Annotated in this window: 22 protein-coding genes and 1 CRISPR repeat array; of the genes, 7 read left to right on the top strand and 15 right to left on the bottom strand. The window is 74.0% G+C overall.

Going from position 1 to position 25,562, the window contains the following annotated elements; translation table 11 throughout:
* Nucleotides 1-14: 14 nt before the first annotated feature.
* Together hydA and ACFVUH_RS01570 are read left to right on the top strand one after the other, a co-directional pair.
* On the top strand, nt 15-1,514 hold the full coding sequence (gene hydA / locus ACFVUH_RS01575; protein ID WP_387910439.1) for a dihydropyrimidinase: 1,500 nt from the start codon (nt 15-17) through the stop codon (nt 1,512-1,514).
* A gap of 54 nt (nt 1,515-1,568) precedes the next feature.
* Nucleotides 1,569-2,597, top strand: a complete 1,029-nt coding sequence (locus ACFVUH_RS01570; RefSeq protein WP_387910437.1) for a TIGR03842 family LLM class F420-dependent oxidoreductase — start codon at nt 1,569-1,571, stop codon at nt 2,595-2,597.
* A 28-nt stretch (nt 2,598-2,625) separates the two neighbouring features.
* On the opposite strand, the gene cas2e is transcribed toward ACFVUH_RS01570, so the two are convergent.
* The 9 genes from cas2e to ACFVUH_RS01525 form a co-directional block, all read right to left on the bottom strand.
* Entirely contained in the window at nt 2,626-3,018 is a 393-nt protein-coding gene (gene cas2e / locus ACFVUH_RS01565; protein WP_387910435.1) for a type I-E CRISPR-associated endoribonuclease Cas2e, read from the bottom strand.
* Nucleotides 3,015-4,016, bottom strand: coding sequence for a type I-E CRISPR-associated endonuclease Cas1e (cas1e, locus tag ACFVUH_RS01560; protein ID WP_387910434.1), 1,002 nt, complete (start codon nt 4,014-4,016; stop codon nt 3,015-3,017). Before cas1e ends, cas2e begins: the two co-directional genes overlap by 4 nt.
* A gap of 4 nt (nt 4,017-4,020) precedes the next feature.
* Entirely contained in the window at nt 4,021-4,776 is a 756-nt protein-coding gene (gene cas6e / locus ACFVUH_RS01555; protein WP_387910433.1) for a type I-E CRISPR-associated protein Cas6/Cse3/CasE, read from the bottom strand.
* A gap of 1 nt (nt 4,777) precedes the next feature.
* Nucleotides 4,778-5,488 (bottom strand): type I-E CRISPR-associated protein Cas5/CasD, encoded by a 711-nt coding sequence (gene cas5e / locus ACFVUH_RS01550; protein ID WP_387910431.1) that lies wholly within the window; start codon nt 5,486-5,488, stop codon nt 4,778-4,780.
* Nucleotides 5,485-6,750: a type I-E CRISPR-associated protein Cas7/Cse4/CasC gene (gene cas7e / locus ACFVUH_RS01545; RefSeq protein WP_387910759.1), complete on the bottom strand. Its 1,266-nt coding sequence runs from the start codon at nt 6,748-6,750 to the stop codon at nt 5,485-5,487. The genes cas5e and cas7e overlap by 4 nt, the downstream gene beginning before the upstream one ends.
* Entirely contained in the window at nt 6,744-7,427 is a 684-nt protein-coding gene (gene casB, locus ACFVUH_RS01540; RefSeq protein ID WP_387910429.1) for a type I-E CRISPR-associated protein Cse2/CasB, read from the bottom strand. The genes cas7e and casB overlap by 7 nt, the downstream gene beginning before the upstream one ends.
* Nucleotides 7,424-11,941 (bottom strand): type I-E CRISPR-associated protein Cse1/CasA, encoded by a 4,518-nt coding sequence (gene casA, locus ACFVUH_RS01535; protein WP_387910427.1) that lies wholly within the window; start codon nt 11,939-11,941, stop codon nt 7,424-7,426. Before casA ends, casB begins: the two co-directional genes overlap by 4 nt.
* A 276-nt stretch (nt 11,942-12,217) precedes the next feature.
* Nucleotides 12,218-12,430: a CRISPR direct-repeat array (repeat unit 29 nt; unit sequence GGGACCATCCCCGCACGCGCGGGGAGCAG).
* Nucleotides 12,431-12,754: 324 nt separating this feature from the next.
* Complete coding sequence (bla, locus tag ACFVUH_RS01530) at nt 12,755-13,651, bottom strand: class A beta-lactamase (RefSeq protein ID WP_387910425.1); 897 nt, start codon at nt 13,649-13,651, stop codon at nt 12,755-12,757.
* Between the two features lie 126 nt (nt 13,652-13,777).
* Complete coding sequence (locus ACFVUH_RS01525; RefSeq protein ID WP_387910423.1) at nt 13,778-14,284, bottom strand: DUF6624 domain-containing protein; 507 nt, start codon at nt 14,282-14,284, stop codon at nt 13,778-13,780.
* Between the two features lie 294 nt (nt 14,285-14,578).
* On the opposite strand from ACFVUH_RS01525, the gene ACFVUH_RS01520 reads away from it, so the two are divergent.
* Complete coding sequence (locus ACFVUH_RS01520; RefSeq protein ID WP_355362929.1) at nt 14,579-14,845, top strand: GlsB/YeaQ/YmgE family stress response membrane protein; 267 nt, start codon at nt 14,579-14,581, stop codon at nt 14,843-14,845.
* Between the two features lie 17 nt (nt 14,846-14,862).
* Here the strand turns inward: ACFVUH_RS01520 and ACFVUH_RS01515 are convergent, their stop codons facing one another.
* From ACFVUH_RS01515 to ACFVUH_RS01495, 5 genes are all read right to left on the bottom strand, one after another.
* The gene (locus tag ACFVUH_RS01515; RefSeq protein WP_387910421.1) at nt 14,863-15,786 is read right to left on the bottom strand and encodes an ADP-ribosylglycohydrolase family protein; all 924 of its coding nucleotides are present in this window, start codon (nt 15,784-15,786) and stop codon (nt 14,863-14,865) included.
* Between the two features lie 124 nt (nt 15,787-15,910).
* On the bottom strand, nt 15,911-16,501 hold the full coding sequence (locus ACFVUH_RS01510) for a TetR family transcriptional regulator (protein ID WP_387910419.1): 591 nt from the start codon (nt 16,499-16,501) through the stop codon (nt 15,911-15,913).
* Between the two features lie 145 nt (nt 16,502-16,646).
* Nucleotides 16,647-17,669: an aldo/keto reductase gene (locus ACFVUH_RS01505; RefSeq protein WP_387910418.1), complete on the bottom strand. Its 1,023-nt coding sequence runs from the start codon at nt 17,667-17,669 to the stop codon at nt 16,647-16,649.
* Nucleotides 17,670-17,779: 110 nt separating this feature from the next.
* On the bottom strand, nt 17,780-18,082 hold the full coding sequence (locus ACFVUH_RS01500) for a GNAT family N-acetyltransferase (RefSeq protein WP_355362937.1): 303 nt from the start codon (nt 18,080-18,082) through the stop codon (nt 17,780-17,782).
* Between the two features lie 51 nt (nt 18,083-18,133).
* A complete protein-coding gene (locus tag ACFVUH_RS01495) occupies nt 18,134-19,078 on the bottom strand; it encodes a class I SAM-dependent methyltransferase (protein ID WP_387910416.1) in 945 nt (314 codons plus the stop codon).
* 159 nt (nt 19,079-19,237) lie between these two features.
* On the opposite strand from ACFVUH_RS01495, the gene ACFVUH_RS01490 reads away from it, so the two are divergent.
* From ACFVUH_RS01490 to ACFVUH_RS01480, 3 genes are all read left to right on the top strand, one after another.
* Nucleotides 19,238-20,842 carry a sensor histidine kinase gene (locus tag ACFVUH_RS01490; RefSeq protein WP_387910414.1) on the top strand — a complete coding sequence of 535 codons (1,605 nt, stop codon included), beginning with the start codon at nt 19,238-19,240 and terminating at the stop codon, nt 20,840-20,842.
* A complete protein-coding gene (locus ACFVUH_RS01485; protein ID WP_355362943.1) occupies nt 20,839-21,498 on the top strand; it encodes a response regulator transcription factor in 660 nt (219 codons plus the stop codon). Before ACFVUH_RS01490 ends, ACFVUH_RS01485 begins: the two co-directional genes overlap by 4 nt.
* 695 nt (nt 21,499-22,193) lie before the next feature.
* A complete protein-coding gene (locus tag ACFVUH_RS01480) occupies nt 22,194-23,783 on the top strand; it encodes a M20 family metallopeptidase (RefSeq protein ID WP_387910413.1) in 1,590 nt (529 codons plus the stop codon).
* A gap of 141 nt (nt 23,784-23,924) precedes the next feature.
* On the opposite strand, the gene ACFVUH_RS01475 is transcribed toward ACFVUH_RS01480, so the two are convergent.
* A complete protein-coding gene (locus ACFVUH_RS01475) occupies nt 23,925-24,524 on the bottom strand; it encodes an ArsR family transcriptional regulator (RefSeq protein WP_387910411.1) in 600 nt (199 codons plus the stop codon).
* A 318-nt stretch (nt 24,525-24,842) separates the two neighbouring features.
* On the opposite strand from ACFVUH_RS01475, the gene def reads away from it, so the two are divergent.
* Nucleotides 24,843-25,493, top strand: coding sequence for a peptide deformylase (def, locus tag ACFVUH_RS01470; RefSeq protein ID WP_387910757.1), 651 nt, complete (start codon nt 24,843-24,845; stop codon nt 25,491-25,493).
* Nucleotides 25,494-25,562: the final 69 nt, after the last annotated feature.

Raw genomic sequence — 25,562 nt, 5'->3', positions numbered from 1 at the left:
CGGAGGCGAAACCGGTGACCACCGACCCCGTGACCGCGACCCCCTCGACCACCGGCCCCACCGGCCCCACCGGCCCCACCGGCCCCACCGGCGCCGCCGCGCCCCGCCGCACCGCCGTCCGCGGCGGACTCGTCATCACCGCCACCGAGGAACTGCGCGCCGACGTCCTCATCGAGGGCGAGCGGATCGCCGCCCTCGCCGCCACCGGCAGCGAGGCCGCCCTCTCCTGGACCGCCGACACCGTCATCGACGCGGCCGGCCACTACGTCATCCCGGGCGGCGTCGACGTCCACACCCACATGGAGCTCCCGTTCGGCGGCACCCACGCCTCCGACACCTTCGAGACCGGAACCCGCGCCGCCGCCTGGGGCGGCACCACCACCATCGTCGACTTCGCCGTCCAGCCCGTCGGCGGCAGCCTGCGCCAGGGCCTGGACGCCTGGCACGCCAAGGCGGAGGGCAACTGCGCGATCGACTACGCCTTCCACACCATCGTCTCCGACGTCACCGACGCCGTCCTCAAGGAGATGGACACTCTCGTCGACTCCGGCGAGTCCACCTCCTTCAAGCTGTTCATGGCCTACCCCGGCGTCTTCTACAGCGACGACGGCCGCATCCTGCGCGCGATGCAGCGCGGCGCCTCCAACGGCGGGCTGATCATGATGCACGCCGAGAACGGCATCGCCATCGACGTCCTCGTCGAACAGGCCCTCGCCGCCGGCCGCACCGCGCCCCGCCACCACGGCGAGGTCCGCCGCGAACTGCTGGAGGCCGAGGCCACCCACCGCGCCGTCAAACTCGCCCAGGTCGCCGGCAGCCCGCTCTACGTCGTCCACGTCTCCGCCGCCTCCGCGCTCGCCGAACTCGCCCGCGCCCGCGACGACGGTCACCCCGTCTTCGGCGAGACCTGCCCGCAGTACCTCTTCCTCTCCACCGACAACCTCGCCGAGGAGGGCGCCGACGGCTTCGAGGGCGCCAAGTACGTGTGCAGCACCCCGCTGCGGCCCCGCGAGCACCAGGCGGCCCTCTGGCGCGGCCTGCGCACCAACGACCTCCAGGTGGTCTCCACCGACCACTGCCCGTTCTGCTACACCGGCCAGAAGGAACTCGGCCGCGGCGACTTCTCGAAGATCCCCAACGGCCTGCCCGGCGTGGAGAACCGGATGGACCTCCTCCACCAGGCCGTCGTCGACGGGCACCTCAGCCGCCGCCGCTGGATCGAACTCGCCTGCACCACCCCGGCCCGGATGTTCGGCCTGCACCCCCGCAAGGGCACCCTCGCCCCCGGCGCCGACGCCGACGTCGTCGTCTACGACCCCACCGCCGTGCAGACCGTCTCCGCCGCCACCCACCACATGAACGTCGACTACTCGGCGTACGAGGGGCGCACCCTCACCGGCCGCGCCCGCACCGTCCTCTCCCGGGGCACCGTCGTCCTCGACCGGGGCACCTGGCTCGGCCGGGCCGGCCACGGCACGTTCCTGCGCCGCGACACCTGCCAGTACCTGGGCTGAGCCGGTCCCCCGCGCCCCGTCCCTCTCCTTTCCCTCCCTCTCCCGGAGCCCACCATGGACATCGGCCTCGTCCTGCAGACCGACCCGCCCGCGCGCCTGCTCATCGACCGCATGATCCGCGCCGAACGGGCCGGCTTCAGCCACGGCTGGACCTTCGACTCCTGCGTCCTGTGGCAGGAGCCCTTCGTCATCCACAGCCGCATCCTCGCCGAGACCGGGACCCTCACCGTCGGCCCCATGGTCACCAACCCCTCCACCCGCACCTGGGAGGTGACCGCCTCCCTGTTCGCCACCCTCAACGACATGTACGGCAACCGCACCGTCTGCGGCATCGGCCGCGGCGACTCCGCGATGCGGGTCGCCGGGCGCCCGCCCGCCACCCTGGAGCGGCTCTCCCAGGCCATGCACGCCATCAAGGAGCTGGCCGAGGGCCGCACCGCCGAGGTCGACGGCACCGAACTGCACCTGCCCTGGGTCCGCGAGGGCGCCACCCTGCCGATCTGGATGGGCGCCTACGGCCCCAAGGCCCTCGCCCTGACCGGCCGCCAGGCCGACGGCTTCATCCTCCAGCTCGCCGACCCCTTCCTCACCGAGTACATGGTCAAGGCCGTCCGCCGGGCCGCCGCCGAAGCCGGCCGCGACCCCGACGCGCTCACCGTCTGCGTCGCCGCCCCGGCCTACGTCACCGCCGACGACTCCCCGGCCGCCCTCGCCCACGCCCGCGAGCAGTGCCGCTGGTTCGGCGGCATGGTCGGCAACCACGTCGCCGACCTCGTGCGCCACTACGGCGAACACTCCGGCCTCGTCCCCGAGGCCCTCACCGCCTACATCAAGGACCGCCAGGGCTACGACTACAGCCACCACGGCCGCGCCGGGAACCCCGACACCGCCTTCGTCCCCGACGAGATCGTCGACCGCTTCTGCGTCATCGGCCCCACCGCCACCCACCTGGCCCGCCTCGACCAGCTCCGCGCCCTCGGCGTCGACCAGTTCGCCGTCTACGCCATGCACGACGCCGTCGAACCCACCATCGACGCCTACGGCACCGACGTCATCCCGCACCTGCGCACGGCCGGCGCCTGACCCCGGGAACCCGCCGGGCCCGCCGCCGCTAACGGCCGCCGAACCGCCGCCGCCTGGAGGCCTTGCTCCACCCGCGCGCGGTCCCGTCCGCGCTCCCGTCCGCGGTCCCGCCCGGTGCCGGCCCGGCCCGGGGCGCCGGCACCGGACGGTCCGCCGGGCGGTGGATCAGCGTGAGCCCCTCGTGGTCCACCGGGTGCCAGCGGTGCTCGTGCGTCGCGAACCCGAACCCCTGCTCGGTGTCCGCGCTGTACGCGAGCACGGCCCGCCCCCGACCCCGGTACGCCCGTACCTCCTCCCACAGCACCTCCCGGATCCGCGCCGACGGATCGCCGACGAAGACACCCGGCGAGATCTCGGTGAGCCACCTGGTCAGCAGCCCCCGCAGCCCGGCCGGGCAGTCCGCGAGCACCAGGGTGATCACCAGACCACCTCTCCGCCGCCGTAGTTGCGCCCGCCCGCCACGGTGCCGCCCCGGTCGGTCTGCAGCCGCACGGTGTCGCCGCCGTCCCCGTCCCCGTCCCCGTGGCTGCCGTCCCCGTGGCCGCTGTCCTGACCGGCCGCCTCCGACGGCCGGTACGGCGCGAACAGGCCCTGGAGGTCCGCGACCACCCGCTCCAGCAGGCCGCCCGCCCGGATCCGCTCGCGCAACGCCCGCCGGGTGCGCCCCGCCACGTCCTCCGGCCCCTCCGCCGCCGCGTCGAACGCGGCCGGGATGCCGAACTCCACCTTGTAGAGGTCCGCCACGTCCATCACGAACGACCGCTCGTGCCCCGAGTGCACGAACCCCAGGGCGGGCGAGCACCCCAGCGCCACGACCACCGAGTGCGCGACCCCGTACAGGCACTGCGCGGCCGCCGTCACCGCCTGGTTCGGCGCGTCGCCGGCCGCGAAGTCGCCCGGATCGTACGTCCGGCGCACCCAGCGCACCCCCGTCCGGGCCGCCTCCGCACGGTAGACCGCCTTCACCCGGTCGCCCTCCCCGCCGAGCAGTTCCCGCCGGGTCATCCCCGCCGGATCCGCCTCCGGGAAGCGCAGCCGGTACATCTCCCGCGCCACGTCCAGCCGGTGGCGCCGGTTCGCCCAGGCCGTCGCCTGCGCCTCCACCAGAGCGGCCGACCGGCTCAGCGCCCGCCCGCCCGCGTAGTAGCGCACGCCGTGCTCGCCCACCCAGACGACGCCCGCGCCGCACTCGCCGAGCACGCTCATTGCCTGGTGCGTCACCCGGGTGCCCGGTCCGAGCAGCAGCACGCCGATCGTCGCGGAGGGAATGAAGCGGACACCGGACTCGTCGGTGGCGGTGATCGCGTTGTCCTCACGGTGGATCGTGCAGCGCTCCAGGTAGAGGAACGAGACCCGGTCACCGATCCGGGTCAGCTCGCGGGGAGAGGAGACCGGCCTGCTCGCCGGAGTCGCGGCCACCCCGTCACCCCCGCACCGGCGAGAGCGTCATCAGCCCGCACCCGTACGCCTTGGCCTTGCCCAGCCCCGCGGTGAGCGTGCGCCGCAGTGCGTCCGGATCGGTCACCCGCAGCCGGCCGTCGTAGGTCGCGGTCACCAGGGTCACCGTGTGGCGGCCTGCGGCCAGCCGGTCGTTCTTGCCGAACGACAGGCCCCGCTGCCGGTGGACGACCAGCTCGTGCTCGTCCCCCTCCGGCAGCAGCCGACGCTCCGGCGCCTTCTCGACGACGGTGAAGCCCGCCCGCTCCTGCTGCTTCAACAGCCAGCCGGCCTGGTGGCGTTGGGTGAGGTGCGCGGTGCGCTTGGTCGGCTCGTCCGGGGTGCGGCGGATGCTGTGCACGGGATTCGCCGTCAGCCGGAACGCCCACGTCGAACCGGCGGCCAGGCCGGTGAGGAAGGCCCCGTAGTCGAAGGTCTGCCAGCCGCCGGTGGTCGGCCAACCGGCCTCCTCCACGAGGTGGGTGAGGTCCGGACGCCGCGGGCTCACCAGGTGGAGCAGCACCTCGGCGCGGGAGTTGTGGTCGATCCGCCACAGCACGCGGGGTGCCGCGCCGCCCGGCGCCGACGGGCCGGACGGTGTCGACGGGCCGGCCGACACCGGGTCGGACGGCAGCGGGTCGGCGAACGACGCCATCACCGCGCCGTGCAGCAACTGCGGCGAGGAGAGCAGCCGCCGCGCCCCGGCGCGGGCGGTGTTGACGCGAAAACGGGTGAGGAACATGTCAGACCGGTTCCGGTGATAGGAGGTTCAGATGGGCCGTCGGATCGTGATCGGGCACGAGCGTCGGCGCGTTGACGACGAACGAGAACACCCCGCGCAGCGCGTACCGGCGGTGCCGGGGGTCGAAGCTCAGCGGCAGGTCCCGCAGCAGGTCCGCCCGCGGCTGCTCCGCCGGCTCGGCGTCGGCCTGGACCGGCAGCGCCACCGACGCCGCGTGGTGCCGCTCCCGGTACCAGCGCGCCGCCTGCCAGGGCTCCCGCTCCAGCGCCGACCGCAGCCCCGTCTCCCACCGGATGCCCAGGTCCACCGGCCCGCTCGGCGGGCAGGAGCGGCGGCCCAGGTACGGCAGGTGGACGGGCGAGCGAAGGGCCGCCGCCAGCGCGCCGACCGTCGCGTCCGGCCCCTCCACCGCGGCCACGAACACCGCGTCCGCCAGGTAGAAGCGCTCGGACAGCGGCATGGCCTTGTCCGTGTCCCCGTGGTGGGCCGTCTGGAGGTCCCGGACGCGGGTGCCCGGCTGGTCGGTGCGCACGCCGAACCGCAGCGCCGCCAGATCGGAGAGGTCGTCGCCCCGGTCCCGCCCCAGCGCCCCCGCGAGCAAGCCCAGGACGCCGCTCTTGGTCGGCGCCGGCTCGGTGGTGCGACGGGTGAACCGCGCGGAGGAGCCCCAGGACTGCAACGGCCCGGCCAGTTTCAGCAGCAGCACGCTCACCCGGCCGATCCCGTCCCGGCCGATCCTGCCCTGACCGACCCCGTCCCGGCTGATCCTGCCCCGACTGACCCGGCCAGCCGCTTGGTCACCGCCGCGCCGACCTCCTCGACCAGCCCGTCGAGCCCCACCTCGGTGCCGAGCCCGGCGAGGGCGGACGTCCGCTCGCCGACCCGCAGCACCCAGCTGTCCTCGGTCACGGCACCGAAGGCCTTCTCCACCTCCGGCACGTAGGCGGCCAACTGCGCGCAGGCACCCGCGACATGGCCGCCGGTGAGGCCGTCGCCACCGGCCTTCACGGCCTCCTCGAACGCCCCCGCGAAGCTGATCGGCCGGGCGGAGCGCAGCTTGACGACCACCGCGTCCGGCACCGTCTGGTTGGCGAAGGTGTTCATCTTGCCGGTGGGGATCGACATCACGAACGCCTCGACGAACGCCTCCACCGCGCGCCGGACCGGCTCCGTCACGGGCTCGTCCGCGCGCGGCCCGTCCCCCAGGTTCGCCCGCAGCCGGTCCACGTCCACCGCCGCGTAGCGGTACAGCGTCGCGGAGTTGAAGTCGACCGTGCCGATCATGCCCGCGCCCGGCTCGTCCTCGCCCCGCTGGTCGTCCACCGCCGTGTAGTAGTCCGACTCGTTCTCCACCGCGTGCACACTGATCGCGTGCGCCACCTGCGCGGCGGCGTCCACGTTGATGTCGGAGGCGTCCGCGACCATCCGCCCGAACAGCGCGATGTCCACCGAGTGACGGGAGTTGGCCGCCGCCCGGGCCCGCGCCCTGTTCTCCTTGTCCTTGAAGAACTCCTTCAGCCCGCCGGACCCCCTCAGCCCCTCGGCCGCGAGCGCGGCGAGGGCGTCGAGCTGGCGGCTGCTGAGGAACATCAGGTACGCGGACTCCGGCGCCGGGTCGTCCGCCCCCTCCTTGGTCTTCCGCTTGGGCGGCTCCACCTTCGCGCCGGTCGCGGCCGTGATCGTGTCGGCCGCCGCCTGCCGGGCCTCCGGCTCCTCGAGCTCCACGCCCAGGCCGGTGATCCGCGCCGCCAGCAGCTCCGCCACCTTCTTGGTCCGCACCCCCAGCTCCGCCGGATCCAACAGCCCTTCGAACGCCCTGCGGGTCGCCCGCTTCCACGCCTGGCTGGACACCCGGGACCGCCGCACCCCGCCGTACAGGGCCGTCTTGGGCGATCCCGTGTCGTCCCGGTTGAGGTTGCTCGGCGGCACGGTCTGCAGGATGTGGACGTCCAGGATGGTGCGGCTGCTCACGATTGGTCCTTGTCGGTGTCGGGAGAGTCGGTGACGGTCTGGTCGGCGGGCGTTCCGTCGGCGGGCGTTCCTTCGGCGGGCTTCGGGCGCCGGTACGCGTGGAAGCTGCGCCCCCAGGAGCGGTTCACCTCGCCCCGGCGGCCGGGCAGTTGCCACCGGTGGAGCTGGTCGGCGAGCAGCCCGTAGTCGAGCGGCACGGCGGACCGGCGCAGCAGCGTGACGATCTCCCGCAGCCGCTGCGCGAGGATGTCGAAGGTCGGCGCCGTGCCCGCCCGGACGAACCGCTTGCGCAGCGGCTCGTCGATGTCGTCGGCGGGCATCAACTGCCGTACGGCGCCTCCCAGCTGGGGCCCGCCGGGCCGGTGCATCCCGGCGTCGCGGTGCGACTGCTGGTGCAGCGACCAGAGGGTGACCGCCGTGTGCATCGCGTTCTCGGCGAGGGTGTCCGACGGCCCGGTCCGGCCGTTCGGGTACAGCCGCTCCAGGCCGGTCAGGCCCCACAGTTCGGGCAGCGCGTCGATCGGCCGGCCCGCGCCGCGCCGGATCTGCGCAACCCGGGCGACGAAGAGGGGCTCGTCGGCGCGGTAGCCGCGCTGCAACTGGCCCACGTGCTCGCGGGTGGCCGCACCCACCCGGCCGAGATCGGCACGCCGGGGCGACGGGACGGGGTCGGTGGTCATCGGTCGTCGTTCTCCAGGGAGTCGTCGTGGTTCCCGTGGTGGTTCCCGTCGGGGCCCTCGGGCAGGCCGTCGGGGCCCTCCGGCAGGTTCGGGCCGGGGAGGGCTCCGGCCAGCGCGAAGCCGAACCGCTGGAACGCCAGGGTGTCGTTGAGCCAGATGCGGGTGCCGGCCCGGCCCGCGACCACCCGGCCCTGCGTGGCCGCCTGCGGGGCGGAGTCCACCAGTTCGGCGCCCAGCGTGAACAGGATCCGCCGGGCCTGCCGGTGCCAGTCCGCCAAAGCCTTGTCGGGGAACGCGCTCAGTCCCAACTCCCTGAGCCAGAGCCGGAAGGGGCCGTCGAGTCCGGCATACCCGCGCTCGGCCGCCACCGCCCTGGGCCCGTCCGCCTCCGCACCGGCGGCCTCCGCGAGGTCGGCGGCCAGGCGGACGAGCGCCTGCACTCCCTCGTCCGAGGATTCCACCGCACTCACGGCCTTCTGCCCGTAGCGCGTGTCGTCCTCGTGCAGGAGGACGACCGCCAGCGTGACCCCGTCGTCCACCACCTCGTCGATCACCGACTGCTGGGTCCCGTAGACCGCGCCCACCGTCCGCGCGCGGATCAGCCGGCGGCTCTCCAGCACCCGCTCGCCGGTCAGCCGGGCCACCCACTCGAGCACCAACGGGCTCTGGGACTGCGGTGGTTCACCGGCCCTCCCGGCCGCCTCGCCGGTCCGCGACCGCAGCAGGGCGGGCAGGCCGCGCCAGGCCGAGCGCGCCGGATCGTGCTGGCGCGGCAGGTACACCGGAACCCGGCCGAGCTTCTTCTCCTGGGGCCGGCTGCGCCGCCAGCCGGTGAGCGGCTCCACGAACCGGCGGTCGTGCGCCGGGAGCGGATCCCCGTAGCAGAGCACCACCCCGGTCACCGCGCTCCCGTCGTGGTGCAGCCGGATCCGCCGGGACTGCCAGGTGTAGAGGTCCCGAGGTCCGGAGGGCCGGCGCGAGGGGTCCGCGGCCTCCCGGTCCTGCTCCGGTCCGTACGGCCCGCGCCGCCAGGCCGGCCGGTCGTCGGAGCGGAAGCGCGCCCCTGCGGTGTCCGCGGCGACGAGGTTGAGCAGGAGGGTCTCGCGCAGGTCGTCCCCCTCGGCGAGGACACCGCCGAGGCCGCCAGCCCAGCCCGTTCCCTGCGGGTAGACCTTCCCGTTCTTCCCCCGACCGTCGCCCGCCGCCGCCGACTTGATGCCCGAGGTGTCGAAGGCGTGCGCGTGCACCAGCCAGCGCGCGGCCTCGGCGAAGGGGAGCCGCTCGACGGCCGGCATCCGCATGGAGAAGAACGGGTCGCCGTTCGGCACGTCCGCCACCAGGCGGTTGAGGGAGGCGACTTCGTCCTTCTCGGTACGAAGGCCCGCGACCTGGAAGAACGGGGTCTGTGGGTGCAGCAGGTCGAACTGCCCACGGTGCCGGTCGAGGTAGCGGCCGACGGCGGCGAGGCAGTCCGGGTCCTCCCAGAGCTCCTCCCAGTCCTCCAGCTCCGCCGGCCCGTTCACGGCGTCGTGCAGGACCGCCAGCAGCAGCCGCATCAGCGCGAACTCCTGCGTCGGCACGTCCCCGGCCAGCCGCCGGAGCGTCGCGGCCTGCGCGAACACCTCGCGCAGCGACAGTTCGGCGCCCGTCCCGTCCAACCGCTGCACCGGAAGCCAGGGGCGGGACACCAGGTCGAACGAGGGCACGCTCTTCACCAATCTCACCTCACGGGCCCCGGCCGGGTGTACCGTCAGGCCGTCGTTCGGGTTGTACTCCAGCTCGAAGCCCGCCAGTTCGGCCCGGCCGTCCTCGTCGAGCAGCAGCACCAGCTCGCCGTCCAGCTGCGGGCACTCCTTGACCTGCCAGGCGGGGATGTACAGCTCTTCCAGCTCCCTGATCGCCCGGTCGATCACCCACGGCTTGGAGAAGTGGTAGGGGAGCCGCAGGCTGCTGGCCGCGAGGGCCTGGGCGGCGTTCCAGGCGGGTACGGTCTCGGTCGGCAGCGGCAGGCCGCCACGGCCCCGGTCCAGCCAGGGGAGTGTGGTGAGGCCGCCGTCCGCGCAGCGCATCGCCACCATCACTTCCAGGCTCTCGTCCCCGTCCCGCACCTGCGCCCGGCCGGGCCGCTGGTCGTCCACGTCCCCGACCCCGGCGTCCAGCCACCCCACCAGCGACCGCCCCGGCCGGCGCACCTCGTCCAGCCGGAACACCTCGGCGCGGGCGGTCTGCGCGGCGTCCGCGAGCCGCTGCTCCTCCGCGGCCCCGGCCATGGCCTCGCTCCAGGCGGGCGGTCCTAGCGGCTCGTCGCCGTAGGCACGCTGGACGAGCGTGTTGATGTCGTCCGGGAGCGTCAGGGGTGACCTCTGCGCGAGCTGCGGCCACAGGGCGGCGGCCGAGCGCAGCAGGTGGTGCCTGCCGTAGACGGAGGCCGAGCCCTTCACGGGGAGGGGCTGGGGCCGTGCCGCCCAATCCACACCGGTGACCAGGCAGCGCGCCGTCCGCAGCTTCGGCGGCCGGGCGCTCTGCCCCTCGCCGCGGCGGTGGCGGTGCAGGCGGCCCATGCGCTGGAGCATCAGGTCGACCGGGCAGAGGTCGGTCACGAGCAGGTCGAAGTCGACGTCGAGCGACTGCTCGGCCACCTGGCTGGCGACGACGACGTGCGGCCCGCGCGGCCGGTCCCCGTCGGGACCGAAGCGGGCGAGCAGGCCGTCGTCCTTGCGCGCCCGGTCCAGGTCGACGAAGCGCGCGTGCGCGACGGTCACGGCCTCGTCCCCGAACCGCTCGCGCAGCCGCTCGGCGGCCTCCAGGACGCGGTCGACGGTGTTGCGGATCACCAGCGCGCAACCGCCGTCGGCGAGTTCGGACGCCAGCAGGTCGGTGAGCGCGGCGAGGTCGTCGTCCAGCGGTTCGAGGCGGACGGTGGTCCGCCGGGCGGCGTCGGCCGCGGGCCGGCGGGTCGACGGCGGGTGCCCCGGGGCGACGGCGGTCAGCAGCGGGTAGCCGGTCTCGTGCCGCTCGTCGTGCGTCTCCTCGTGTGCCTCCGCCTGGGTCCCTTCCGTCGCCCCGCAGTACGCCCGCACCAGCGCGCGCCGGGTGGCGGAGGGCAGGGTGGCCGACAGCATCACCACCGGCACCCGGTACGCGCCGAGCCAGCAGAGCACCCGCTCCAGGTAGGTGTTCATGTAGGCGTCGTTGGCGTGGACTTCGTCGATCACGACGACCTTGCCGGCGAGCGCGAGATGGCGCAGCGCGAGGTGCCGGTTCTTGAGGCCCGCGAACAGCACCTGGTCGATCGTGCCGACCGCGAACGAGGCGAGCATGCCCTTCTTGCGCCCGCGCAGCCACTGGTGGGCGATCAGCCCGGCGCCCTTCCGGCGCGCCCGATGCCCCGCCCCCTGCGGCCCGTCGGAGTCCACCGCCGCGATCCGGCGCCGGTCGGCGGCCATCATGCCCGCGTACTCGTCGTTGAGCGCCGCTTTCGCGTGGGCGAGGTACACCGCCCGGTCACCCTCGGCGGGCAGGTGGTCGAGCCATGCGGTGAGCCGCGGGAACATCGCGTTGGCGGTCGCACGGGTCGGCAGCGCGACGTAGCACCCGCCGGCGCCGGTCCGGGCGGCGAAGATCTCCGCGACGGCGAGCGCCGCCTCCGTCTTCCCCTCGCCCATCGGCGCCTCGATCACCAGCAACCCGGGCGCGGGCGACTCGCGCGCAAGCCGGACGGCGTCCTCCTGCACGGGGCGCGGCACACTTCCCGGCGGAAGGTCGAACCGCGCGGCCATCAACTCGGCTGCTTCCAGGCCGGGTTCCTCGGCCGTCCAGGCGGGCGGCAGTCGCAGTCCGGCCCACGCCGATTCGATGCGCTCCTCCTCCGAGCGGGGCCGGTCCTCGGGGAAGTAGGGGAAGAGGTCGGGGTTGCTGGCGATCCAGTCGGCCATGATGACGATGCCGGTCAGGAGCACCTGCACCGGCTGTGGCAGCTTCACGTCCCGTAGGGCGACCATGAGGCGGTCGTCCCCGAGTGCATCCGTGCACGCGTCGAGCAGCTCGAACTGCACGGCGCGCCACCGCTGTTCGCTCACCCCCGGGGTGCGGAGCAGGTCCTCGCGCAGTTCGAGGTCGTGCAGCTGCCCGTGGCCCGGCGGCACCCCGTGGTGCCCGCCGGCCACCACCGCCCACTGGCCGGCGGCCCGGTGTGTCCAGCCGTGTCGTAACACCAGCCATTCCTGGAGGATGAGTTGACCGGCCAGCCCGTGCGGCGCCAGCTGGCGGTCCTCGCCGAACTGCTTCTGGTCGCGCATCGCCAGCCCGGTCTCCCGCATCCGGTCCGCGAGCCCGTCGACCTGACACGCGAACGCGGGGGTCGCCTTCCCGATGTCGTGCGTGGCCGCCAGCCACACCGCCAACTCCCGCGCCCGCCGGTGGTCGCCTCCGACCGCCCCGGCGATCAACTCCCGGACGTTCCGCGAGAGCCACCGGTCCCACAACCGCCCCGCAACGGCCCCGCTGTCCGCCATGTGCCGCCACAACGGCAGCCACCCTGCGGTGTCCCTCTCCGACTTGGCCCAGACAGCACGAGCGGCATCGGACAACCGCGCAGACAGCCCCGGACCGGAAGGTGATCCAGTCACGCCGTCATTCAACACGGACGATGCTCCTGCGGGCTCGGAAGAACGGATCTGAGCGGTTCTGCACGGAGGTGATCGATTTGCGGCACACGCCGCCGCCCGCCCTCCGCCGGGCGCACCGCAAGGAGTGGTGCACACGCCGACCTCGCGGACGCCCTGGAAGCGGGGACTATCCCCGCACGCGCGGGGAGCAGTCGTAGGAATAGAAGGACTCATCCTCGTCGTAGGGACCATCCCCGCACGCGCGGGGAGCAGTCCGAGCCGATCCATCACTGTGACGGCGTGGAGGGACCATCCCCGCACGCGCGGGGAGCAGCGGTCCGGCTACGGAAATCATTTTCGGGACCACGGGACCATCCCCGCACGCGCGGGGAGCAGAGTTCGTGAGCTGGGGGTTTGTCACCGGGGTTGGCCGGTGTGTGCAACTTTCTTTGAATCGGACATTCTTTGCAACTTGGGTGGATCGGTGCGTGGTTGGTGTCAGGCTATCCGGCCAGGTGGCTTTGCGGGGTGGAGCTGGATCGGCCCGCCTTCGAACGTTTGCTGGTTCGAGAGTAGTGACCGGAACCAGGTGGGGCAGCGCGGGCCTGTGGGCTCCGACGGTCGCCGATCTCGAGCCGTGCGGCGCGTAGAGCGGTTGACCATCGGGAAAGGAGTCGGGCCGCAGCCACCCGCGCTTGCCCCCTCGTTCTTGATGACCGATCAGGCCAGCGCCGCTGCGATCAGTGTTGCCGTCTCTGCGAGCAGCGGTTCGTCGGCGGGAGCGGCAGGCTCGTGCTTGGTCGACAGGACTGCCACCGTGATCGGGCCTCGGCCGGGTGGCCAGGTGATGCCGATGTCGTTGGTGGTGCCGTAGTTGCCGGTGCCGGTCTTTTCTGCAACGGTCCAGTCCTTCGGTAGCCCTGCGCGCAAGCGGTTGGCGCCCGTCGTGTTTCCGAGGAGCCAGCCGGTCAGTCGTCGGCGGTCATCGGGGTCGAGGGCATGCCCGACCGTGAGGCGGGTGTAGGTGCGGCCGATGGCGCGAGGGCTCGTAGTGTCGGTGACCCGGTCGGGTTCTGCGGAGTTGAGTGCGGGCTCCCAGCGGTCGAGACGGGTCACGTGGTCGCCGACGGAGCGGCAGAAGCGGGTGACTGCGGCGGGGCCGCCGAGCTCGCGCAGCAGGAGGTTGGCGGCCGCATTGTCGCTGTACGCGATCGCAGCCGTGCACAACTCTTCGACGGTCATGCCACTTTCGAGGTTGGCAGATTGGCCCGTGATGGGTGCGTAGCCGGCGTCCGTGACGTCCTTCTCCGTATAGCGGATGCGCTTGGTGAGTAGTGTGCCGTTGCTCAGAACGGCTCCTACTGCGATCGTCTTGAACGTCGAACACATCGGGAACAGTTCGTCCGCGCGGTACTCCACCGTCCTGCCGGTGGCCGCGTCATGCGCGAAGACCCCCAACCGCGCCGAATGCGCCCACTCAAGCTCCCGAAGTCGACCGGTGAGGTGAGGTTCGTCCGCGCCCTGTGCGAACGCCCGTGCCTCGGAAGGGAGTACGGCGGCGAGCGTAGTTGCGAAAACCCCGCCGAGAACTCGACGTCGACCGGGTCGCAATCCCATCGGTGTCTCCTCCTCGTCTTGCGGCCGTTGCTGTGATCCTGGCCTGCATCGGGGCCACTGCTTGACCCTGGCCGGTGCCTGTCCGGCGGGTCGGGCGTGAGCCGACCCTCCGGTGCCCGGAGTGGCTCAGGCGGGGGAGAACTGGGCGACGTACTCGGTGAACGGTGGGATGCCGACCTCCTTGCGGCGCTCGTCCATGCGCTCGGGGTCCTCGCAGGGCCACGGGATCGGCGAGCCGTCCTTCACACCGGCGATCTGTGTGCCGTAGATCTGCTTCCGGCCTTCGTTCACGAGCGTGCGATCACGCAGGAAGGCGAGATCGCGCGGGCTGGCGGTGCCGTTGGCCACCGCTTGCTCCATCAGCCGCAGCGCGCGCCGCTGGACGTCGAGTTGCCGGTCGGCGTGTTGCGCGATCAGCCACGCGGCCCGAGCCGCGTCCTCGCCGAACAGGTCCGCGGTCGGCCAGCCGTGCGCGTCCATGATCTCGCTGAGGCGATCCGCGTGCTGTGCGGTCAAGCGGCGCCAAGCCAACTGCTCCGCCGGGTCGTCGCTGTTCGCCCGGCGCGCGCCCTGGTGATCGGCCGCGGCCATGGCGGTGAGTTCGGCGGTCACTGTCTCGACGTCGGGTGCCATCCGTGCTCCAAGTCGGATTGAAATTCTCGCTGGTCATCCGCAACCCTAAGGAGGCAATTCCCCACAAATATCCTCCCGGAGAACGGTGACGGACACCTCCGGATGTCGGGATACTTGATCGGTCCGGGAAGCCGGACGGCGGGGGTGGGAGCGGCCCGGTTCTTTCGTCGGTATGGCATGGCCGAGGCGCCGGCCCCGCCGGGGGCGGGAACCGGCGGGCGGTGGTGCGGCGTCCTTGCAGGCAGTACGGCGTGCACGGGGCCGCCGTACGGTTCGGAGGGTGGGAGGACACGGATGAGCTTCGTCGCATGGATCGTGCTGGGCCTGGTGGCCGGGGCCCTGGCCAAGCTGCTGTTGCCGGGCCGGGACCCGGGCGGCCTGGTGGTGACCACCCTGATCGGCGTCGCCGGCTCGTTCGTCGGCGGCTGGATCTCCTCGAAGTTCCTGCACCGCGAGGTGACGGCGCACTTCTTCGACCTGGCGACCTGGGCGTCCGCGATCGGCGGCGCCCTCGTGCTGCTGATCATCTACCGGATCGTCTTCGGCAACTCCCGGAGCTGAGGCGGGCACCGCACCGGTCAGGCGGGCGGCAGGTCGGCCGGCAGGGCCTCGCGGGAGGCCAGCCAGCCGGCGGGCACGGCCGCCGGCCCGGTGCGGGCGGCGACCACGCCGCCCGCGATGGCGGTGGTGGTGTCCATGTCGCCCCAGCCCTCCAGGGTGTGCCAGAGGGCGTCGGGCAGGGAGTCCGGGTGACCGGCGGCGGACCACAGGGCGAACGGCACGGTGTCCGGCGCGGAGATCAGCAGCCCGGAACCGAGGACCTGCGCCGCGTGGCGGACGGAGGTGCCGTCGGGGAACCGGGCGGCGATCCGCAGGCCGGAGCGCACGTCGCTGTCCGGCAGTCGGCCGGCGACCTCGTTGAGCAGCTCGGCGCGCGCCGGCGCGTCCTGTCCCCGGCTGCGGGCGGCGAGCGCGGCCGCCAGTGCGACGGCCACCGCCCCGGCGACCGCCTCCGGGTGGAAGTGCGTGGTGCGGGCCTGGAGTTCGGCCTGGCGGGCAACGACGTCGAGGTCGTCGGCGAACCAGGCGCCCAGCGGTGCCACCCGCATCGCCGCGCCGTTGCCGTACGAGCCCTGGCCGCCGAACTGGCCCGACGTGACCTCGCGCCAGTCGGCGCCGGCCTGAATCTCGCGCAGTACGCGGTGCATCGACGGCCCGTACTTGCGCCCGTACTCGCGGGTGTACTCGGCCGCGAACTCCCGGGCCAGCGCGTCCTGGTGGACCTCACCGTGGGTGCGCAGGTGGCGGACCAGGACGATCGCCATGGCGGTGTCGTCGGTCCAGTGCCAGGGTGCGGGCCGGGGCAGCCGGGCCGCGAGCGCGGCGGGGGCCTCGTCGACGGGGACGGCGAACCAGCGGTCGCCGAACGCGTCGCCGAGGGCGAGGCCGTGCAGGCTGTCGAGGGCGGGGCGGGGGACGGGGTTCGGGCTGGCGGTGCGCACGGAGCTTCTCCGGAAGGGGACTTCGGACGGGTTCGTCGCGCGTCAGTCTGCTGGCCGGGCGCGCGGCGGGCCAGCGGTTTTCGCCCGCTCTGTCCGGGGCGGGGTGGGTCGGGGCGGGCGGCCGTCAGGCGTCCGCTGCCAGGCCGCGCAGGACGAGCTTCCAGACGGCCTCGAACCGGTCCCCGACCGCCGGGTCGGACCAGCCGGAGGCGTGGGCGGGGTCGTGGAAGTGGGCGGTCGCCTCGAACACCGCGCGGGCGGTCGGGACGACGGGGGTGTGCCGGAACTCCCCCTTGTCGATGCCGTCCTGGAGGATCTGGCCGATCTGGTCGACCAGCGTCGCCAGGTGGGCGTCGACGATGTGGCTCGTTTCGCCGACCAGCGTCGTGTACGTCGCGAAGAGCTGGGGGTCGTCGAGGGCCTTCTCACGCTTGGCGGCGAACAGCGTGGTCAGCCACCGGTGCAGGCGCTCGCCGGCCGGGCCGGGCTCGATAGCGACGAGGCGCAGGTCGTCGTGGGCCTGGGACAGCCAGCGCTGGGTCACGGCCTCGCGCAGCGCCGCCTTGCTCGGGAAGAAGCGGTAGACGCTGCCGTGGCTGACGCCGAGGGCACGGGCGACGTCGACGACGGTGGCCTTGGTGGGGCCGAACCGCCGGAGGACGTCCTCGGTCGCGCTCAGGATCTGTTCGGTGGTGAGTGCGCTGTCCGTGGCCACGGGGAGGTTCGTCCTAACGGGTGAGGCGTGACGCCCGCCGGGTGCGGCGGGCGGGCGGCCGGCCGGGGTGGCCGACCGTCGGCGGGTGGTGCGGATGCGGACGGCCCTTCCCACGGTGGGCGGGCGCCGCGGGCCGGGCCGCGGCTCAGCGCTCGCTGTCGAGATGGGCCATCTGGGCGGCAGCGTACCGTTCCCCGGCCGCGGACCCGGCGGGGACCGCCGCCTCGATGGCCGCGAGGTCGGCTTCGGTGAGCGTCACCTGGAGCGCGCCGAGCGCCTCGGTGAGCCGGTCGCGGCGCCGGGCGCCGACCAGCGGGACGACGTCCGCGCCGCGCGAGGCGACCCAGGCGACGGCGATCTGCGCGACGGTGGCGTCCCGTTCGGTGGCGACCGCGCGCAGGGCCTCGACCAGACGGAGGTTGTGGGCGAGGTTGTCGCCCTGGAAGCGGGGGCTGTGGCCGCGGAAGTCGGTGCCGGACAGCTCGCGGTCGCCCTGCCAGTGGCCGCTGAGCAGGCCGCGCGAGAGGACACCGTACGCCGTGATGCCGATGCCCAGTTCGCGGGCGGTGGGCAGGATCTCGGTCTCGGCGGAGCGCGAGAGCAGCGAGTACTCGAGCTGGAGGTCGCTGATCGGGTGGACGGCGGCGGCGCGGCGCAGGGTGTCGGCGCCGACCTCGGACAGGCCGATGTGGCGGACGTGGCCGGCCTGGACCAGCTCGGCGATCGCGCCGACGGTCTCCTCGACCGGCACGGCAGGGTCCAGCCGGGCCGGGCGGTAGACGTCCACGTGGTCGGTGCGCAGGCGGCGCAGCGTGTAGGCGAGGGCGGTCTTCACAGCCGCCGGGCGGGCGTCGTAGCCGAGCCACTGGCCGTCCGGGCCGCGCTGGGCGCCGAACTTCACGCTGAGGAGGACGTGCTCGCGGTCGCGGCCGCGCAGGGCGTCGTGGATCAGCAGCTCGTTGTGGCCCATGCCGTAGAAGTCGCCGGTGTCGAGCAGGGTGATGCCCGCGTCGAGAGCGGCGTGGATGGTAGCGACGCTCTCGGCCTCGTCGGCGGGGCCGTAGAGGTCGGACATGCCCATGCAGCCGAGGCCGAGGGCCGAGACGCTCGGGCCGGTGGCGCCGAGCGTGCGCCGGGGGATGAGGGGGAGGGGCGATGTGGTGAACATGGGGCCAGGGTGCACCCGGCGCTGACAGATTTCAAAGTCTGTCATCTGTTATCTGTCATCTGAAATCTGTCAGCTGTCATTTGTCAGCTGGTGACGGGCCCCGCCGTCCGTCAGTCGGCCACCCGGCTCCGGTTCTCGTACGCGAGATCGAGGTACTCGGGGTGCCGCAGCATCCACGCCTTGATGAACGGGCACGTCGCCAGCACCGCCAGCCCCCGCGCCCGCGCATCGTCCAGCGCCGCCCGCGCCAGCGTCCCCCCGATGCCCTGGCCCTCGTACGCCGGCTCGACGACCGTGTGCGGGTACACCACCAGCCCGTCGCCGCGCAGGTACTCCGCGAACCCGGCCAGGGTGTCGCCCACCCGCGCCTCGAACCGGCCGGCCTCCTCGGCGTCACGGATCGTGACCGTCATCGCGGACTCCTCACTGCTCGCCACGGAGCCGCGGCCGGCGGCTCCGATCCATCATCGAGCGGCCGCCGCCGTCCCGCCTGCCGGGCCGTCGCCCGCCGGACCGCTGCGGCCCGCCGCCGAGTCCCGCCGACCGCCCGGCGCGCGCAGCAGGTGCGCCCGCGCCGGCGGAACGTTCCGCCACGCCGTCCGGCTCCCCAGCCCGTACTCCGCCTCGAACCGACGCAGCAGCCGCACCACCGCCCGGTGCTTCGCCCCGCGGCGCGGCCCGGACGTCAGCAGCCGCGCCGCCGACGTCCCCAGATAGGAGAAGTACGTCAGCTCGCCGCCGGGCACCAGCAGCCGCAGATAGAGGTCGAGGATGCGCTGGACCTCCACCGGTTCGAAGTTGGTGAACGGCAGGCCCGAGACGATCACGTCGTACCGCTCGGCGGCCGGCCAGGCTCCGAGACCCCCGCCGCCGTCGTGGCCCGTGTCCGCCTCCGCCGCGCGGGCCTCCGGGAGGTCCTGCACCCGGCACTCCGACACCCGCAGCCCCAGCTCCTGACCGCGCCGCGCCAACTCCGGATCCGCCCGGAGCCGTTGGACGAACCGCGGATTGGACTCCACCGCGTGCAACCGGTCGCCCGCCCGCAGCACCCGCACCAGCCGACGCGTCACCGCCCCCGTCCCGGCCCCCACCTCCAGCACCGAGATCGGCCGGTCCGGACGGCTGGTCGCCGGGACCACCAGCGCGTTCACCAGATCCGCCCCGCTCGGCGCCACCGCGCCGGTCAGCCGGAAGGTGCGCAGGGCCTCGGAGAGGAAGAACCAGTCCTCGCGGCCACCCGGACGGGGCTCGGCGGGAACGGGCAGGGCGTGCGGCAGGGCGGCAGCGACGCCGACACCGACACCGGTACCGTCGTCGGCGTCGAAGGCGGCGGGACCGGAAGCGGGACCGGAGGCGGGGTCGGAGGCGGGGTCGGGACCGGGAGCGGGCCGGAGGTGATCGGTCGTCATATCACCGAAACTAGAGACGCCCCCACTTCCCCGAATCGGCCGACCGACCGCCCGCACCCCCGACGAAAGTCGAGGGTGCCGCTGGTCGATCGTCAGGGGCCATGATGCGCCCCACGCCGTAGCATCAGGGCCCTGGACCGCGAAGGGAGGGAGGAACGGATGACCGCCGATCACCTGACGCGCACACCACGCCCGCGCCTTCCACGCCTTCCACGCCTTCCACGCCTTTCGTCCCGTACACCCCGGCCGTCCCGTCCACTTGGCCCGGCGCGCCGACCGCAGACCCCGCCCCCCGGCCGCACCGCGCTGCTCGGCTGGTACGCCCCCGGCCGGAGCCGGCTGACCGAGACGCTCCTGCTCGTCACCGTCCTGGTACTCCTCGCCGAGGAGACCGCGTCCCAGTGGCTCGACCACGGCCTGCCGCTGCGCCCGCTGCGGATCGCCGGCGCCGCCCTCACCACGCTCTCCCTCCTCCTCGCCCGCCGCCACCCGATCGCCGCCGCGGTGCTGCCCGCCCTGTTCAGCGGGTTGCTCAACCGCGCCTTCCCCGGACTGTTCAGCGTCTTCCACCTGGCCTCGACGGGCCGCGCCGGCCCGGCCCTCGCCTTCGGGGCCGCGATCGCGGTACTCAGCGCGCTCCGTGCCGACTCCGTCGTCGCTTGGGTCGGCATCACCGGCTCCCAACTCCTCGTCGAGGCCGCCGCCGTCGCCCTCGGCCTGTGGCTGCACGGCCGCCGCACGCTGATCGGCACCCTGAACGCCAAGGTCGAAGCGCTGCGCCGTGAGCGCGAACTCCGTGCCGAGCAGGCGCGCGCCGCCGAACGCGCCCGGATCGCCCGTGAGATGCACGACGTCCTCGCCCACCGGCTGAGCCTGCTCGTGCTGCACACCGGCGTGCTGCGCGACCAGGCCCGCGCCGGCACCGTGGCCGACGACCTCGACCGCCTCGCCCACCGCCTCGAACTGCTCCGGGCGACGGCCGCGCGGTCGCTCGACGACCTGCGGGACGTCCTCGGCGCCCTGCGCGCCGACCCGCCGGAGCAGCCCGATCCACCGGCCCCGCCGGAGCACGCCGCCCAGGACGCCCACTCCCCGCCGCCGTCCGACGGCACCACCGACCGTGCGGCGACGGTCTCGCCGGACGCCGGGCGAACCGCCGTCGGCGACGCTACGCCACCCGCCCGGCGCGGCCCGGACCCCAGGCCTGTGGCCGCCCCCGCACTGCGCGACCTCGCCGAACTCGTCGGCGAGGCCACCGATGCGGGCCAGAACGTCGAACTCTCCCTCGCCGGTGACCCGGAGAGCATCCCGACCACCCACCGGCTGGCCGTGCACCGCGTCGTCCAGGAGGCGCTGACCAACGCGCGCAAGTACGCGCACACCGCGGCGGCCACCGTCCGCGTCCAGTACGGGGCGCCCGCGACGGCCGTCGAGGTGCGCAACGGCCCGGGCGACCCGGCGCCGTCCGGTGCCTGCACGGGCGGCGGCTACGGCCTGGTCGGGCTCGGTGAGCGGATCGGCGCGCTCGGCGGGCACTTCGACGCCGGTCCCGACGGCGGCGGGGGCTTCCGGCTCTCCGCCCGCCTGCCCGCCCCGCAGCGGCCACCGGTCCGCCCGCCCGCGCGACCGCCCGCACAGCCGCTGGCCGGGACGATACCCCACCCCGACCCGGCGGATCCGACCCCGCTCCTGACTCCGCTCCCGACTCCGGCCCCGACCCCGGGTTCGGCCCCGACCCCGAACCCACCGAGTGAGGCGACGTGATCCGCACGATGGTCGTCGACGACGACGCGCTGGTCCGGCTCGGGCTCGTCGACCTGCTCGCCCAGGACCCTGAGCTCACCGTCGTCGCCGAGGCCGCCGACGGGCTGGAGGCCGTCGAACTCGCCGGACGGCAGCGGATCGACGTCGCCCTCATGGACATCCGGATGCCCCGGCTCGACGGCATCGCCGCGACCCGCCGGCTGCGCGAGCTGCCCGACGGCCCGCGCGTCATCGCGCTCACCACCTTCGACCTCGACGAGTACGTCTACCGGGCACTCGCCGCCGGTGCCGACGGCTTCCTGCTCAAGGACACCCCGCCCGCCGAGATCGCCCGCGCCGTCCATGTCGTCGCGGGCGGCCAGGGCATGCTCCACCCGGCCGCCGCCCGCCGGCTCATCGACCGCTACCACCGGACCGGCGAGCCGCGCGCGGTCGCCGCCCGGAGCCGGCTGGCCGCACTCACCCCGCGCGAGGGCGACGTGCTGCGCGAACTCGCCGTCGGCCGCTCCAACGCCGAGATCGCGCTCGTCCTCGGCATGCGCGAGAGCACCGTCAAGGCACATGTCAGCCGGATTCTCACCGGACTGGGTGTCGGCAACCGCGTCCAGGCCGCGTTGCTCGCCCGGGACGCGGGCGTGGTCGACGACTCCGCCTGACCGACCGTCGCCCGTCCTGACCCCGCCGCCTTCCGCCCGCGCCCCGCCCTTCCGACCGACGGCCTGTCCTGTCGACGCCAGTGAGGGACACCGGTGGTCCGTTCCGTCACGGCTGTTGCGCATTCGCCCCGGTTCAAGGCAAATCGTCCCGTTCCGACCATGTCCGGTCAGCGCCACGTGGTACTCGCCACCGATCCGCCATCACCCATCTGGCTTGGAAAAGGCGCGGCTTGGCGTCCCGCGCTGCCGAACCCCCGCCCCGGGTCCATGGTGGAGGTGGGCGCGATCCGGCGACCGCGCCCGCGCGCCGGGCTGGATTCGTACGCCGTGCGCCGACCGTCTCCCGCGGCCGCGCGCCGGGGCGGATCCCGGTTCCGGCACGCTGGGAGCAGGGCCACCTCGCAGGGAACCGAACGGTTCTTCTAGGCTCACATCTCGGCCTCCCTGCGGTGATGCGCCGTTCTGCGCCCGCCGCAAGGGAAGCCGCCGTCCACGGAGGCCCCGGGACGATCGGGGCCACCGGATCGAGCGAGGAGGACGCACATGCCACACATGCCGCCCAGCCGTTCCAGCGCACTTGGACCGGAGGGCCCCTGCCGCTGTCCCGCCGTTGCGAGCGGGACCGTCCGCCCGCTGACCCGGTCCGGCCGACCCGCCTGGCCGCTGTATACCGGCGGCGGCCGCGGAGGAGAGCGTTGAGTCCTCAAGCAGTCCGCCCGTCCACCGCGTCGGCGGCCCCCACGACCGCCGTCGCTCCCACCGCTGTTGCCGTCGCCGCCCAAGGCGCCACCGTCCAAGGCGGCACTGCCCAAAGCGCCGCCGTCCAAAGCACCACTGCCCAGAGCACCGCTGCCCAAGGCGCCACCCCCGCCGCCTCCGCCGCCTCCGCCGCCTCCGCCGCCTCCGCCGCCTCCGCCGTCACCACGGCCGAACCGACCAGGACCACCACCGCCGCCGCACCCGGCGCGGCCAAGCCCGGCACGACCGGAACCGGTACCGCCCGAACCGCCCTCGCCACGGCCACCCCCTCACCCGCTGCCGCACCACCCACCGCGGCGGCCCCCCACCTTCCGGCCGTCCCCGACAGCGAGGGCCAACCCGGCCCGACCGCCGCGCTTCCCGGTCTGCCCCAGGCCCTCACCACCCGCGCCCGCACCCTCGCCGGAGCCGTCCGCAGACGCTGCGCGGACCTGGCCAGGATCGAGTCCCCCAGCGGCGACGTACCCCGACTGGACGCCCTCGCCGAGGAGTTGGCCGCCGGCTTCCGCGCCACCGGGGCCACCGTCCAGCGCGAACCCGGCCCGGCCGGCGACCACCTGGTCCTCCAGTGGGACGGCCGGGACGAGACCCTGCCGCACCTGCTCGTGGTCGGCCACCACGACACCGTCTGGCCCGCCGGCACCCTCACCGACTGGCCGGTCACCGAACAGGACGGCACCCTCAGCGGGCCCGGCGTGGTCGACATGAAGGGCGGACTCGCCATCCTCGAAGGCGCGTTCGCGCTCCTCGCCGACCTCGGCCAGCGCCCGCACCGCACCGTCCGCCTGGTCGTGGTCTCCGACGAGGAGGTCGGCAGTCCGGACGGCCGGCGCCTCGTCGAACGCCAACTGCGCGGCGCCGCCGCCGTACTGGGCCTCGAACCCCCGCACCCGGACGGCCGTCTCAAGACCGCCCGCCGCGGCTCCACCCGGGTACGGCTCACCGTCACCGGGCGCGAGGCGCACGCGGGCAACGACGCCGCGCTGGGGGTGTCGGCGGTCGACGAGCTGGTCGACCAGCTGGTCGCCGTCCGCGGACTGGTCAGCCTGCCCGGCACCGAGCTCAACGCGGGCCGGATCAGCGGCGGCAGCCGCGCCAACGTGGTCGCCGGCCGGGCCGAGGCCGAACTCGGCCTGCGCTTCTCCACCACCGAGGCGCAACGCCGGACGCTCGACGACCTCGCCCGGCTGACCGCGCTGCGGCCCGGCGCCCGGGTGCGGACCGAGGTGCTGTCCAGCCGCCCGGCCTGGCCCGAGCGCTCCGCCAACCCGCTGCTGCGTCACGTCCGTTCGCTCGCGGCGGTACTCGGACAGCAGTTGGACGGCGGTCCGGCGGGCGGCGCGGGGGACACCAACCTGCCGGGTTCGCGGGGGCTTCCCACGCTCGACGGCTTCGGCGCCGTCGGCGGGGGCGCGCACGCCCGGCACGAGCACATCCGGATCGACCAGCTGGCGCCGCGGATCGCCCTGCTGGCGGCGCTCCTGGCCGTCCCGCTCCCGCGGCTGCGCGACCGCTCGGAGGGGTGAGCGCTCGAAAGGATGAGCGCCCGGTGCCGACGGCGGCCGACGCACGGCCGTTGACGGTCGGCGGGTAGCCGCGGACGGCGGTGGTCCGCCGTCCATAGCCCGCCGTCCGTCAGGGCGTCTGGACGTCAGGGCGTCAGGGCGTCAGGACGTGCCCGGTTCCCCCTCGCCGTCCGCGAGCAGCGGGAACAGCCGGGTGACCGCCGCCACGGGATGCGTCCCGGCGCGCGGCCCGCGCTCCCTGTAGGGCGCGAGCAAGGCCCGGACGGCGGCGCCGAGATCGGCGAGTTCGTCGGCGCTGAGGTGCAGAACGTCGCTGGAGGTCTGGTCCCGCTGCCACGCGGCGGGCGCGGCGGACCGGTTGGCGAGCCAGTGCCGGTAGCTGCTGTCCTCCAGGTCGCTCGCCAGTTCGGGGGTCAGGTCGCGCTTGGCGCGGCCTCCCGGTTCCTCCGCCGAGCCGGGTGGCATGAGCGATCCCTCCCAGCGCAGCCGCCACGGTCGTGAGCGGCCGTCACTGGTCGGCGCCTCCTCGATCAGCCCGTACCGAGCCAGTTGCCGGAGGTGGAAGGAACACGTCCCCGAACTCTGGCGGATCATCTGAGCGGCCTGGTTCGAGGTGATGGTGCCCCACTCGGCGATCAGGTCGAGCAGCGCGGCGCGCACCGCGTGCTGCGGCAACGGCCGGGCGGGCGCCCCTGTCGGGGTCGTCGCCGGTTCGGCGGGGGTGTTGTTGTGGGTGGTCACTTTGCAAAGAATCCACTTTGCAAAGTGACTTGGCAAGCCCGAAGGGCGTCCGCGCCGTGCACCATGGCCTCTGAGCTGGATGAATACCCCGCCTCCGCTGGTTTCCTGCGGCCTCGTTGCGCCTCACCGCACCTCGCCTCACCACACTTTGCAAAGTCCGGACTTTGCAAAGTGTGGCAGAGTGAGGGCGTCGGCACCGGATGCGTTGCCGACGCGGACGGCACGGACGGCACGGACGGCACGGACAGCGCACGCGGCACAAGCGGGCCGCGCGGAGGGGAGAGAACCGTGGCACGAGGCGGAACAGCACGGCGGGCGATGCCCGCCGTGGAGCAGGTGCGGGTCCAGGGCGAGGCGGTGAGCGCGTACCCGGAGGTTCCGCCGGAGGCGTTGCGGGGCGAGGTGCGACGGGTCACCGTCGTCGGCGAGGACGTCCTGCGGCGGCGCTGCCAGGACGTGACGGAGGCCGAGTTCGGTTCACCCGAGACGGCCCGGCTGATCGACGACATGTTCGCCGCCATGTGGGTTGCCGAGGGTGTCGGGCTGGCGGCCAACCAGATCGGCGTCGACCTCCGGGCCTTCGTCTGGGACTGCTTCGACGAGGACGGCGTCCGCCACGTCGGCCACATCCTCAACCCGGTGCTCGACGCGCTGCCGACGGGCGCGCGCCGGCTCGTCGAGGCCGCCGAGGGCTGCCTCTCCGTCCCCGGCCCGCACCTGGAACTGGCCCGGCCCGATACGGCGGTCGTCCGCGGCCGGGACCTCGACGGACGACCGCTGGTCGTCGAGGGACACGGCTACTTCGCGCGCTGCCTCCAGCACGAGACCGACCACCTCAACGGCGGCCTCTACATCGACCGCCTCACCGCCCGGGGCCGACGCACCGCGCTGCGCCGCATGGAGGAGGAGAAGGCGGAGGTGTTCGCCCGGCGGGCGGCCCGCGCCGAGGAGCTGGCCGCCCTGCGCTGAACCCGTTCCGGCCCGGCCGGGCGGCGTCGTCCGACCAGGTGGCGCCGCCGGGCCGGACGGCGTCGCCCG

The organism is Kitasatospora sp. NPDC058032 (assembly GCF_042885845.1).
In the GTDB taxonomy this organism is placed as follows: Bacteria; Actinomycetota; Actinomycetes; order Streptomycetales; family Streptomycetaceae; genus Kitasatospora.
This window is presented reverse-complemented; position numbering and strand designations above follow the sequence as displayed.

Excerpts from the sequence above, each read along its gene's own strand:
- ACFVUH_RS01490 (WP_387910414.1), top strand. The coding sequence starts at position 19,238 with ATGACCGCCGATCACCTGACGCGCACACCACGCCCGCGCCTTCCACGC.
- casA (WP_387910427.1), bottom strand. The coding sequence starts at position 11,941 with ATGGCGGACAGCGGGGCCGTTGCGGGGCGGTTGTGGGACCGGTGGCTC.
- ACFVUH_RS01525 (WP_387910423.1), bottom strand. The coding sequence starts at position 14,284 with ATGGCACCCGACGTCGAGACAGTGACCGCCGAACTCACCGCCATGGCC.
- bla (WP_387910425.1), bottom strand. The coding sequence starts at position 13,651 with ATGGGATTGCGACCCGGTCGACGTCGAGTTCTCGGCGGGGTTTTCGCA.
- ACFVUH_RS01570 (WP_387910437.1), top strand. The coding sequence starts at position 1,569 with ATGGACATCGGCCTCGTCCTGCAGACCGACCCGCCCGCGCGCCTGCTC.
- def (WP_387910757.1), top strand. The coding sequence starts at position 24,843 with ATGCCCGCCGTGGAGCAGGTGCGGGTCCAGGGCGAGGCGGTGAGCGCG.
- ACFVUH_RS01495 (WP_387910416.1), bottom strand. The coding sequence starts at position 19,078 with ATGACGACCGATCACCTCCGGCCCGCTCCCGGTCCCGACCCCGCCTCC.
- ACFVUH_RS01500 (WP_355362937.1), bottom strand. The coding sequence starts at position 18,082 with ATGACGGTCACGATCCGTGACGCCGAGGAGGCCGGCCGGTTCGAGGCG.
- casB (WP_387910429.1), bottom strand. The coding sequence starts at position 7,427 with ATGACCACCGACCCCGTCCCGTCGCCCCGGCGTGCCGATCTCGGCCGG.
- ACFVUH_RS01505 (WP_387910418.1), bottom strand. The coding sequence starts at position 17,669 with ATGTTCACCACATCGCCCCTCCCCCTCATCCCCCGGCGCACGCTCGGC.
- cas6e (WP_387910433.1), bottom strand. The coding sequence starts at position 4,776 with ATGTTCCTCACCCGTTTTCGCGTCAACACCGCCCGCGCCGGGGCGCGG.
- ACFVUH_RS01520 (WP_355362929.1), top strand. The coding sequence starts at position 14,579 with ATGAGCTTCGTCGCATGGATCGTGCTGGGCCTGGTGGCCGGGGCCCTG.